Here is a 12,200-nt window from a genome sequence, read left to right as displayed (position 1 = left end):
TTCACGACCCCTCCTTTGAGCTTATTGTTTGCGGGACCAGGCGCACGGCGCGCAGACGACACGAAGCATCGCCAGTATCCGCAGCAACCGTCACCATATCGACCCAGCCGCGTCCGTCACGCACGATGGCGCCCCACACGTTTCCCTTGATGTCGAGATAGCCGCTCAGAGCAAGTTGCGCCGTGGGTACCTCGCGATAGGCACGCAGCATATCCGCCGCCGCTTCGGTCATCGGTCGGTCCTCGGACCATGCAAGCCGGACCGCAATCGCGTTGCCCTCAGGCGAATCCGTCGCAGTGCCAGACCGCTTGTCGAGCGTCCGCAGAAAGGTTTGCGCCGTGACAGCGACATCCGAATCGTCCGCATCTCGCATCTCATCTTTTTGAGACGCCACCGCCGAATCTGAGCCCAAATCGGAGGCGGTCCCAGGACGCTGCTGCCGCGCGGCGTTAAGCCCCCAAAGCACCGCCGCTATCGCCACGGTCAGGCAAGCAAACACCAGCAGCACCCCGATGGGGCGCTCGCCCTCTACAGGCTGTTGATGCCCTCGCTGATAGCGTTCCATAGATCTTGGACCTTGCCCTTAAATGCGACGATGGCGATAATCGCGATCACCACGAGCACGCCGACCAAGATGGCATACTCGGTGGTACCCTGTGCACTCTCCTCCTGCAATAGTTCCTTGGCGCGCTGACGAACATGTGCCGCCCGGCAAAACGCCCAGCCCTGGACCTTGCCAGCAGCGTCAGTCATCGTGTTCATGTATTCCTCCCTACATCATCCCGCCTGCTCCCAGCAGCGGGCCCAATATGGACAGAAGCAACGCCGGCAAGATGAGCGTGCCGGTGGGAATCAGCAGCTTGACGGGTGCACGCTCGATCTCGCGCTCGACCGCGGCGCGATGAGCCGCACGGATCTCGCGACTTTGAGCGGCCAGCGTCTCGGCAAGTGGGGCACCCAGGGCGAGCGCCTGCCCCACCGTGATGGCAAAGGTCTCGAGCGCTCGCACGTCCAGGTCGCGCGCGGCGGCCAACAACTCGTCCTCACGCGTGCCCACGCCCACCTGCCACGCCATGCAGGCGCGCTCAAGGCGAAGAGCCAGCACTGACCGGCGGTTGGCGCAGAAAATCTCAAGCGCCGCATCAAACGAAAGACCGGCCGAAAGACCCAAGCGCACAACATCGATCATCTCGGACACTTCGCCGAGCGACACTCGCGCCGGGCCGCCCGCTCCAACCGCGCCCTTCACTCGCGCGGTCAGAGCATCGACCACCGAGCGACCCGCGGCAGCGACCAGCACCGCCTCGCGCTTGCAGGCCCCTGCGATCTTGCGTGCATCCGCCCGATCCAAACCCGTCGCGACAAATACACTCAGGGCGCACAGGCAAGCCGCAACTGCAACCGGGGCGCTCATAGCTCCACCCGCATAATGCGCCGGATAACCACCAGGGCAACGGCGTTGAGGGCAAGACCCAGCACCACAGCGCCCGCGCCGGCAGGCGTCGCAAGACCGCGACGAAAATCTGCCGAAAGCAGCGCCAACACCGCGCACATGCCCGCCGGCATCGCCGCGACCATATGCGCAGACATGCGAGCCTGCGACGTCTTAACATCCAGGCGGCGCTTGAGCTCAATGCGCTCCCCCACCATGCTCGACGCCTCGGACAGTAAGTCGGCAAGCGGAGCGCCGGTGCGCCGAGACACCTTAAGCGCCAAGGTCACAAGCGAAAGACCGGGGGCGTCGATACGCACGAGCAAGTCATCGAGCGCGTCGGTCGCCGAGATGCCGCAATCGATCGCCGCCGCCACCCGCAAAAACTCGGTATGCACTGGCTCTTGCGCATGAGCGCCCACAAAGCGCATGCCCTGGGCCAGCGAATGTCCCGAGGCAAGCGACATGGAAAGTGCGGTAAACGCCTCGGGCATTGCCTCTTCTGCATCGTGTTGCTCGCGCCGGCTCTCAAAGCCATCCCGAGCGGCACCAACGGCAAACGGAGCAACAAGTCCCAAGGCAAATCCGAGGGGCGATAACGACACCATCGTTAGTAAAACGCAGCAGAGACCGCTCGATAGCAGCAGAAACGCCAAACGTCCCGAAGCATCTTCGATCACGAGGCCAAGGCGATGCGCCGGAGCCAGCGATGCCCACGAACGGGCGATCTTTTTCAGCAGATCGTTTTCCACCAGCTCACGCGGCAGCTTCTCTGCCACCGTCTCGAGCGCCTGACGTGCCAGCTCCGCCGGCGGTACCTGCGGCACACGAGGTTCCGCCCCGCACGCCGTCGCGACAGAAAGCCCTGCCAAGCCCCCTACGACGAGGGGCACAGTGATCTCCATTCGTCCACCTCCTCTTGTGTGAGCGTCCCCGACCGCAGGCCTTCTGCGATAAACGGCGGCTCGCGGTCAAGCGTCCAGGTGCGCTCGGCGGCATCGAACGTCACATAGCGCTCGAGCTCTACGCCGCCCGATGCGGCGCGTCGCACCCCCGAATACGAGGAGACGAAACGCCTGCCATCGGCGTGACGCTCGGACATCACGATGCCGTCGAGCGCCATGGCAATCTGCTCCTCGATGAGCTCGCTCGGCAGATCGATGCCATAACGTGCAAGCAACGTCAGACGCACCACGGTCTCCTGTTCTGAACCCGCATGAAGTGTGGTGAGCGACCCGTCGTGGCCCGTGTTCATGGCCTGCAACATGTCGCAGCACTCGGCACCGCGCACCTCGCCCACCACGATGCGGTCGGGGCGCATGCGCAGGGCATTAGTTACCAGGTCGCGGATCGTCACCGCGCCCTCGCCCTCAATTGAAGCCTCGCGCGCCTCTAGGCGCACCACGTGCGGATGATGTGCAAACTTGAGCTCAGCAGAGTCCTCGATCGTCACGATGCGCTCGCCGGTGGAAATCTCACATGACAACGCGTTGAGCAGGGTGGTCTTACCAGATCCCGTGCCTCCCGCAACCGCCAGGTCCTGTCGCAGCGACACCGCACACGACAGCAGCTGCGCATACCAAAGCGGCAGCGACCCCAGCCCCACAAGCTCGTCCAGCGAGCAGATACGGTCCGAGAACTTTCGGATGGTGAGAATCGGTCCGTCAATCGCCACAGGCGGAATCACCGCGTTGACGCGATAGCCCGTTTTGAGGCGGGCGTTGACGATGGGGCTGCGCTCGTCGATACGGCGACCAAGTGGCGAGATAATGCGGTCGATAAGCACACGGATCTGCTCATCATCCTCAAACGCATGCTCGATGGGGTACAAGACGCCGCCGCGTTCAAAGAAAGCCGAGCGGCAGCCGTTGATCATGATCTCGGTAACGGTGTCGTCCTCGATGAGCGGCTGCAACGGCCCCAAGCCCACCACGTCATCCAAAATCTCGTCGATGATGGTCTCGCGCTCGGGCGTCGCGAGATCGGTCGGCTCCTCAACATTGAGCGCCGCCTCCACCGCAGGACGCAATTCCGAGCGGGCAAGTGCCGGGTCGATATAGGCGCTGATACGCGCCACTTCGTCGTAACCCATGCGGTCCATCACGGCGCGCTTGGTGCGTCGTTTCACGGCGCGGCGACGCCCCGCATCTACAGGCGCTGCCGCCGCCGCAGCGCCGGCAGCCTTAATCCTCGTTTGCAGGCTCATCGCTGATCACCCTCGCGCGACCAGGGAAGGCGGATACGCGGGCGTTCGGTGCGCGTTGCACGGTCGGCGACCATATCGCTCCAAGGGCCGACGGCGCACCCCAGTTCCACGAGCATCTCGCGCGTGGCCTCGCGCACGCTAGTCGCAAAAGCGCTGGTCTGCCCCACTGCCTCGTCAGCGCGCCCAAACGCCATGAGCGCGGCGAGATCCTGCCCGCCATCGGCGATACGAATCTTGGAGCTTAACGCACAGGCAATCTCAAAGCGCATGGCGACGTCCTCGTCTGCCCCGCGCGCACCGAACCGGTTGAACACGGCGCTCATGCGCGTGCGCGGCACACCTACTCGACCTGCCAGTTCAATGACGCGCGATGCCGATGCCGCGGACGACACCGCCGCATCGCCAACGACCAGGCAACGGTCGCTCGCCGCCACCGCAGCCGCCACGGCGTCGCCCCAAAAGACCGAGGTATCGATAAAGACCACGTCGGATTCGCGACGCAGATCATCAAGCAGTAGCTCCACCGGACGCGCCATGAGCTCGGCTTGCTCGGGCGCTGCGACGGGACCCCAGAGCGTAACGCCCGGTGCCACGCGCATCGATGTGGCTACGATATCCGGCTCGGTGAGCGTGCCCGCCGCCGACGGCTCGATAAGTGCCGCCATATCGCGCGGAGCATCGACGCCTAACAAGTCGTAAAGGTTTCCAAACATCAGGTCCAGGTCGAGCACGGCGGCACGCAAGCCCAACAGCGACGATGTGTGTGCCATGGTGGCAACGATCGTCGACTTGCCGCAACCGCCCGAACCCGAAATGGCGCAGATGACCGGAGCTCGATGCGGCGAAGCGGCAGCGTCTGCCGGCGGCATCGGAGGCGGCGGGGCGGGCGTCGGTGACAGCGTCCCCGTCTCCCCCGCCGCAACCACACGCTGCGTCCAAGCCGGCATGGCAGCTTGTTCGGTCTGCGAGGCAGGCTCGTTCTGCGCAATCTGCTCATGCTGCATCAGCGACAACTCGCCGCACCCGGCAAAGCCCTCAACTTCATCGAGTTCATCCGCCAGATTCACGCCGTGCACGTATCCCATATCTACAGCCGGGGAATCGCCAGCATGCTGCGCCGGCCCTCCAGCGTCATCGTGTACAAGGGGGTTCCGGGGGCGCCGACCATGCTCGGCTTCCGCTTTTCCATAATCATCAACACGCGGGCCTCTTGTAGCGCGAGGCGCCCCGGGTTCCCTATCAACAAAAGCATCGGGCTCAATCGTCATGCGCCGATCGGAATCAACCGCTCCCTCGCCCGCGCGCCCGTTGCCGCATATACTGTGTGCAGCGATGACCTCAGTCGCCCCCGCGCGAAACAGCCCCTCGATATCCGACGGATCGAGCGCTTCTATCAACACGACCACGCGACTCACGCGGCCTTCGGCCGTCAGGCGCGCAACAGTCTTGCGCACATCTTCGGTATCGAACAGAGACGCCGCGATGATGGCAGCCCCGCGGCGCGACGGAAACGCCCGCGCCATGGAAACCAGCCCGTCCAGGTCACCCACGCGAAGCACCTGTGCACCCACATCACGGCCCTCGACTTCCCGCTGCAACAGTCCGTAATCGCCGCACGCGCAGCACGCAAGCCAGATCGCCTTCATCACTCGTCGCCTCCGCTCTTTTTGCCGCGCGCCGTGGCGGGAATCGTCAAGCTGACCGTTCCCTTGCCCGAGGCTCCCAGCAGTTCCTTGACGTCTTCGGGGTCAGCCGCCAGCGTCACCCATTCGATCTTGCCCTCGCGCGTGGCACCGGAATCCTCACTGGTATCGATCACGTGCGCGCCGCACAGCCGATCGGTTACGCCGTCTTTTTGCACATACACATCCACGTAGCTGCCCACGCCCGTAGCACCGCCGACCGAGTGCTCGGCATCGACCGCCACCGAAACGGCGACCTTGCCCTTAGGCACCTCGAGCTTGCGGCTCTCGGCCTTGGTGTAGACATTGCAGATCACGGCGTTTTTGGGAATACGCGAAGTCGTCACGTCGCCGCGCACCTGGCGCAGCTCGGTCGCCGCGTCACGCGGCAGCAGACTCGTCAGCCATTCCTGGGTTATGACATTGGTCTCATCGAGGGTCTCGCCCACATCGATATCGCGCGCCGCGACGCATACCTCGACGCGATCGCCACCGTACTTGGCCAAGGTCTCAGCCTGGACCTGTTCGGCTTGCGAGCGGATCGACGAGCCGTAAACCATGCAAAGCAGAGCAGCGAGCACGCCCGTGACCAGACTGATGGCGATGCGCTTGCTCTTGTTCACGGCCGCTCCTCTCATGGCAGTGCCGGGCGAATGCCCGTACCACCATTGTCTGGGCGGTCAGAGCGCAAAGCGGCGCAATCGCGATCTTGGTCTTCGATGTCAAACCAATCGCTGACCAAAAGCTGACCAGCCCGTCAAGCTCGTGGCAAGGTTTTGGTCGGCACGTCAGCAAACTGCATGTTTCGAGGCTTTTCCGCAGCAAAAAAGCCGTCTCCCGAACAGTTGGGAGACGGCTGTCATAGGAAAAATCAATTACAGATGGACATCGGGATCGAGCATTTGAGCGCTCACGCGCATGGATGACGCCAGGTTTTGGAACGTTTCCAGACGCAGGCTATCGATCTGCCCGGCGTCCTCGGCCTCGCGAACGGCGCAGCCCGGCTCATGGACATGCGTGCAATCGCCAAACCGGCACGCGCGCGATGCCTCGACAATCTCGGGGAAGGCGCGGGCCAGTCCCCGCTCGTGACCCACGAGCGGTAGGCTGCGCAGGCCCGGGGCATCGGCGATCACGCCGGCGTCGCCCGGCAGCGTCACCATCACGCGCGCGACGGTAGTGTGACGGCCCTGGTCGTCGCGTTCGCGCACACCGCCGGTCGCCAACGTATCGTGGCCCAGCAGCGCATTGAGCAGCGTCGACTTGCCGGCACCCGACTCGCCCAGAATCATGGCGCAGCTCCCGGCAGGCACGCAGGCACGGACCTCGTCCAGGCCGCGGCCCTCGGCAGAGGACGTCACGATCACGCGCACGTCCGGACCCACCAGGCGGCGCACGCGGTCCAGATCGCGCTCGAGTTCCTCGGCATCGCAGCGGTCAGCTTTGGTGAGTACCACCACCGGTTCGGCATCGCAGTCGAGCGCCAACACCAGCGAGCGCGCCACGCGGTCGAGCAGCACCTCGCCGGCACCGAGCGCCTGCACGATTAGCACGCTATCCACGTTGGAGCAGAGCACCTGACGCTCCCCGCGGGCACGGCCGCGCCAACGCTCAAAGCTCGTACGGCGCGGCAGCACGCACTCAATCACGCCCATATCGTGCCCGGGAGCGCGGCGCACCGCCACACGATCGCCCACGGCAGGCAGCAGGACCTCGTCCTCGCCGCGTGACTTGGCAAACCCCACAGCATGCTCGGCACGAAACGTGTCATCGGCAGTCGTCACCAGTGGAAACCCGCGATCCAAGCGCACCACGGCGCCAAGCTGCATCTGCTCGGGCTCCTCGACATGCGCGCAGAAATCATCAAAGGCAGCCTGCTGGGCTTCATCGACCGGCAGGTCATCAAACGCCGGAACGTCCCGCAGCGCGTCAAGCCCCGGTACACTCGCCAGCAACTCCTCAGCAGATGCAGGGGGTTCGGTCGCGAGCTTCCGACGACGATCGCGCTTAGCCCGCGCCCCCGTCGTCTTTTTCTTCGCTTTAGCCTTAGCCTTGCCCACAGATGCCTCCCAGCACAAAACCACACAACTGAGCAGGTATTTTAAATCAAAAAGAGCTGGCCGGGCAAAGCCCGACCAGCTCACAAACTTTCCCTCAGCCAATGGTCCCGAGAGGTTATCCGAAGGCCCGCCCGCCGGGAGGGGTTTCTTCCGAGCGATCCCGCAGCGCGAAGCGCGAGGACCAGCGAGGAAGAAACCCCGCAGGCGGTCGGGCCGGTGGGAAGGATGGCCTTTCGACCTACTCCTTCTCGACCGCGCGCATGATCGCCTTGTAGATCTCCATCAGCGGGATGATCAGGAAGGCCAGGCCCAGGGCAGCGACAACGCCCTTGAGCTCAAGCGTCACGGGGCCAAAGAACATCTCGGCAAGCGTCGGCTGCACGGTTACGATCACCGTCAGCACCAGCGCCAGCGCGGCGGAAGCCCACAGCCACTTGTTCTGCTTCTTCATGGTGAACAGCGACGCACGACGGCTGCGCATATTGAAGCAGTGGAAAATCTCGACCATGTTGAGCGTGATGAAGGCCATCATCACGCCTTCCTCGTCGGCATTGCCGGCGATCATATCGGCGATGTGGATGTAGCCCATGTCAAAGTACACGCCCACAAAGAAGCTCGCCAGCACCAGCACGGTGATGATTAGGCCCTGGACCACGCAGTCCAGACCCATATGTCCGGCAAAGACACCATCCTTGGCGTTGCGCGGCTTGCGCTTCATGATGTCGCCCTCGGCGTCCTCCATGCCCAGCGCGAGCGCAGGGAAGCAGTCGGTAACCAGGTTCACCCACAGCAGCTGCACCGGCTGGAAGATGGTAAAGCCGATGAGCGTGGCGATAAACACCGAGAAGACCTCGGCAAGGTTGGCCGAAAGCAGGAACTGGATGACCTTGCGGATGTTGTCGTAGATGCGACGGCCCTCTTCGCAGGCACCGATGATGGTGGCAAAGTTATCGTCGGCGAGCACCATGTCGGCGACGTTCTTGGTGACGTCGGTACCAGTAATGCCCATGCCCACGCCGATGTCGGCGCGCTTGATGGACGGGGCGTCGTTGACGCCGTCGCCCGTCATGGCCACGATCTGGTCGCGCGACTTCCAAGCCTCGACGATGCGTGTCTTGTGCTCGGGTTGGACGCGGGCGTACACGCCGTAGTCCTCGATGTGCGCGTCGAGCTCCTCGTCGCTCATGCGATCGAGGTCGGCACCGGTGATGGCATGGCTGCGATCGGTGACGATGCCCAGCTGCTTGGCGATGGCCACGGCGGTGTCGATGTGGTCGCCCGTGATCATGACGGTGCGGATACCGGCATCGTGCGCCTCGCGGATGGCGTCGGCGACCTCGGGGCGGACAGGGTCAATCATGCCGGACAGGCCGCAGAAGACCAGGTCGTGCTCGAGCGCAGCGGGGCTGCAGTCGCTCGGGACCTCGGTGTAGGTGCGGCTTGCCAGCGCCAGCACGCGCAGGGCCTCGTCGGCCATGGCCTTGTTGGCCGCCACGAGCTCGGCGCGGCGCTCCTCGGTCAGGGGGACGACCTTATCGCCCTCGTAGATATGGGTGCACAGGCCGATCACCACGTCGGGCGCACCCTTGGTGTACTGCTCGTACTCGCCATCCAGGGTCTCGACGACCACGGACATCATCTTGCGGCCCGAGTCAAACGGGGCCTCGCCCACGCGCGGATGCTCGGCAGTCAGGCCAGTGAGGCCCGCCTTGCCGGCGTCGTTGACGAGCGCGCACTCAGTCGGCTCGCCCACGGCCTCGCCCAGCTCCTCGTCCCACTGAGCATCGGAGCACAGCGCCATGCCGGCCAGGAACTTCTCCTTGGGCGCAGCGAGCTCGTGCTTGACGACGGTCATCTTGTTTTGGGTAAGGGTACCGGTCTTGTCGGAGCAGATGGTCTGCGTGCAGCCGAGAGTCTCGACGGCAGAGAGCTTGCGGATGATTGCCTGGCGCTTAGCCATCTTGGTCACGCCAAGCGATAGCACGATGGTCACGACGGCGACCAGGCCCTCGGGGATGGCAGCGACGGCGAGCGAGACGGCGACCATAAAGGTATCGAGCAGGGCGGTCGGGTCGGTAAGAACGTTGCCCACGCCGTGGCGGATGATATCAACGCCAAAGATGACGACGCAGATGACGATAACCATAATGGTAAGGATGCGGCTGAGCTCGGCGAGCTTCACTTGCAACGGCGTGAGCTCTTCCTTGGCCTCGGCCAGGGCGCCGGCGATCTTGCCCATCTCGGTGTTCATGCCGGTGCCGACCACGACGGCGCGACCACGGCCGTACACGACGGTGGAGCCCATATAGCACATGTTCTTACGGTCGCCGAGCGGCACGTCATCGGTGCCCGCAGCGAGCTCGATCACGTTGGCGTGCTTCTCTACGGGCACGGACTCGCCGGTGAGCGCGGCCTCTTCGATCTTCATCGTGGCGCTCTCGAGCACGCGGCAGTCGGCCGGGACGGAGTCGCCCGCCTCGAGCATGATCACGTCGCCGGGCACGAGCTCGGCGCTCGGCAGGTGCACGAGCTTGCCGTCGCGCAGCACCTTGGACTGCGCCGCACTCATCTCCTGCAGGGCCTCGAGGGCCTCCTCGCTCTTGGCTTCCTGGACCACGCCCAGCACCGAGTTGACGATAACGACGAACATGATGATGGCAACATCGGCAAAGTCGGGCTCGCCCTTGACCATGCCCGTGAGCGCACTGATGACGGCGGCAACGATCAGCATGATGACCATGGGGTCGGCCATCTGCTCAAAGAAACGCTTCCACAGCGGTGTCTTCTCGGCTTCCTCGAGCTTGTTAGGGCCTGTCTTGGCGAGGCGCGAAGACGCCTCGTCGTTGCTCAGGCCGAGGTTCTCATCGACACCTTGGTCGCTGAGCACCTCCGCCGCGGCGGACAGGTATTCCTTTTGCATATAGAGTCCCCTCCTGGGATTCGGGCCACTCAGCAGATTGATGCCCGATCATAATTCCCAGGAGAAGGGCAAGGGCTCATCAAGGCTGCCGTGCTGAGCGGCAGTTGATAGTGGAGCTATGGTACCCCAAAGCGACGCGTCTAGCCAAAACAATCGGTTTGGAAATATGGTCCGCACGCAACGGTGCAGACCGTGTGATGCTCAACATTGGTAAAACGTTTTTTCTTCGGCACATCGCCAAACTGACATATCTCCCAGATAGCAGCGGTTGGAGTGGTTGGTAAAGATTTTTCATATACCGTTTTTCCCGCAAAAAATGAACTTCCATTTCGGCATACGGTCGATTTTTTGGGGTATTCGGTCGGCATTTCGTTATAATCATCTCGGTTTTATTTCTTATGGTTTATCTATCAGCGCAAGACGATGTCAGATGGAGGTCTGAATGTACAAGCGCACTAAGATTGTATGCACCATGGGTCCCGCCTGCGATAGCGACGAGACCATCCGCGAGATGATCAAGGCGGGCATGAACGTCGCCCGTTTTAACTTCTCGCACGGCTCCTACGACGAGCACCACGGTCGCATCGAGCGCGTCCGCCGTATTTCCAAGGAGCTCGGTCTGCCTGTCGGCATCCTGCTCGACACCAAGGGCCCCGAGGTCCGCACCGGCCTTCTGGTCGACGGCAAGAAGGTTGCCGTCAAGACCGGCGATAAGATCGTCGTCACCGCTCAGCCCACGTCCGAGGATTTCCACGGCACCGCTGAGCACATCTCCCTCGACTACCTGGCTCTGCCTTCCGAGGTCGAGAAGGGCTCCCTCATCCTGATCGATGACGGCCTGGTTGCCCTCGAGGTCGAGTCCGTCAGCGGCCAGGACATGACCTGCGTCGTTAAGAACGACGGCCTGATCGGCGAGCGCAAGGGCGTCAACATGCCCAACGTCAACATCTCGCTGCCCGCCATCACCGAGCGCGATCGTCAGGACATCCTCTTTGGCCTGACCGAGAACATCGACTACATCGCCGCTTCCTTCATCCGTGACGGCGAGTCCGTCCGCGGCATCCGCAAGCTTTGCCGCGAGAACGGTGGCGAGCACGTGACGATCTTCCCGAAGATCGAGTGCGCCCTGGGCGTCGAGAACTTCGACGAGATCCTCGAGGCTTCCGACGGCATCATGGTCGCCCGTGGCGACCTGGGTATCGAGATCAAGCCCGAGCTCGTTCCGCACATCCAGAAGGAGATCATCGCCAAGTGCAACGCGGCCTACAAGCCCGTTATCACCGCTACGCAGATGCTCGACTCCATGCAGCAGAACCCGCGCCCGACGCGCGCCGAGGTTGCCGACGTTGCTAACGCCATCTACGACGGCACCGACGCCGTTATGCTCTCTGGCGAGTCCGCTGCCGGTAAGTACCCGGTCGAGGCCGTTAAGATGCAGGCCAGCATTGCTCTCGAGACCGAGAAGTACCTCCCGGCCCACGCTCCGCTCGAGGTTCCGGCCGACGCTCACGGCACCCGCGTCGTCAACAACGTTGTGGGTATGTCCGCTGTGAACATGGCCACCACCGTTGGCGCCAAGTGCATCACCGTGCCGACGACCACCGGTCGTACCGCACGCCTGATCTCGCACTTCCGTCCCAACATGCCGATCTGCGCGTTCTCCCGCCACGAGTGGGCCGTCCAGCAGATGATCATGTACTGGGGCGTTATCCCGCACCAGGCCGAGATTACCCAGGGCACCGTCAACGGCACGATCGTCAAGGCGATCGAGACCGCTAAGGAGCTCGGCTACGTCGAGGCCGGCGATCTGACCGTCGCTACCGCCGGCGATCCCCGCATGAGTGTTCAGCTCGAGGACAAGGTCTCCTCGACCAACGTCGCTTACGTCGCTCAGGTGCGC

The 12,200-nt window shown here is 63.4% G+C and carries 10 protein-coding genes; 1 reads left to right on the top strand and 9 read right to left on the bottom strand.

Annotated elements, in window-relative coordinates:
• Nucleotide 1: 1 nt before the first annotated feature.
• The 9 genes from DWV32_RS05840 to DWV32_RS05800 all read right to left on the bottom strand — a co-directional run bounded on the left by DWV32_RS05840 (nucleotide 2) and on the right by DWV32_RS05800 (nucleotide 10,300).
• Entirely contained in the window at nucleotides 2-565 is a 564-nt protein-coding gene (locus DWV32_RS05840) for a hypothetical protein (protein ID WP_147346217.1), read from the bottom strand.
• A complete protein-coding gene (locus DWV32_RS05835) occupies nucleotides 529-762 on the bottom strand; it encodes a hypothetical protein (RefSeq protein WP_089572694.1) in 234 nt (77 codons plus the stop codon). The genes DWV32_RS05840 and DWV32_RS05835 overlap by 37 nt, the downstream gene beginning before the upstream one ends.
• Nucleotides 763-772: 10 nt before the next feature.
• Nucleotides 773-1,414 carry a type II secretion system F family protein gene (locus tag DWV32_RS05830; RefSeq protein WP_055250542.1) on the bottom strand — a complete coding sequence of 214 codons (642 nt, stop codon included), beginning with the start codon at nucleotides 1,412-1,414 and terminating at the stop codon, nucleotides 773-775.
• Nucleotides 1,411-2,337, bottom strand: a complete 927-nt coding sequence (locus tag DWV32_RS05825; RefSeq protein ID WP_117757549.1) for a type II secretion system F family protein — start codon at nucleotides 2,335-2,337, stop codon at nucleotides 1,411-1,413. Before DWV32_RS05825 ends, DWV32_RS05830 begins: the two co-directional genes overlap by 4 nt.
• Nucleotides 2,310-3,638: a CpaF family protein gene (locus DWV32_RS05820; protein WP_006235095.1), complete on the bottom strand. Its 1,329-nt coding sequence runs from the start codon at nucleotides 3,636-3,638 to the stop codon at nucleotides 2,310-2,312. The genes DWV32_RS05825 and DWV32_RS05820 overlap by 28 nt, the downstream gene beginning before the upstream one ends.
• Entirely contained in the window at nucleotides 3,635-5,284 is a 1,650-nt protein-coding gene (locus DWV32_RS05815; RefSeq protein WP_117757548.1) for a hypothetical protein, read from the bottom strand. Before DWV32_RS05815 ends, DWV32_RS05820 begins: the two co-directional genes overlap by 4 nt.
• Entirely contained in the window at nucleotides 5,284-5,943 is a 660-nt protein-coding gene (cpaB, locus tag DWV32_RS05810; protein WP_233540205.1) for a Flp pilus assembly protein CpaB, read from the bottom strand. The genes DWV32_RS05815 and cpaB overlap by 1 nt, the downstream gene beginning before the upstream one ends.
• Nucleotides 5,944-6,195: 252 nt before the next feature.
• Nucleotides 6,196-7,149: a ribosome small subunit-dependent GTPase A gene (gene rsgA, locus DWV32_RS05805; RefSeq protein ID WP_187361831.1), complete on the bottom strand. Its 954-nt coding sequence runs from the start codon at nucleotides 7,147-7,149 to the stop codon at nucleotides 6,196-6,198.
• Nucleotides 7,150-7,618: 469 nt separating this feature from the next.
• Nucleotides 7,619-10,300, bottom strand: a complete 2,682-nt coding sequence (locus DWV32_RS05800) for a cation-translocating P-type ATPase (protein ID WP_117757545.1) — start codon at nucleotides 10,298-10,300, stop codon at nucleotides 7,619-7,621.
• Between the two features lie 442 nt (nucleotides 10,301-10,742).
• Between DWV32_RS05800 and pyk the strand changes: the two genes are divergently transcribed.
• A partial coding sequence (gene pyk, locus DWV32_RS05795; RefSeq protein ID WP_117637393.1) for a pyruvate kinase occupies nucleotides 10,743-12,200 on the top strand: 1,458 nt, incomplete at its 3' end.

The organism is Collinsella sp. AF04-24 (assembly GCF_003465685.1).
GTDB classification, from domain to species: Bacteria; Actinomycetota; Coriobacteriia; order Coriobacteriales; family Coriobacteriaceae; genus Collinsella; species Collinsella aerofaciens_AP.
Note: the sequence above shows the minus strand (reverse complement) of the source record. Positions and strands in the feature narration are given on the sequence as shown.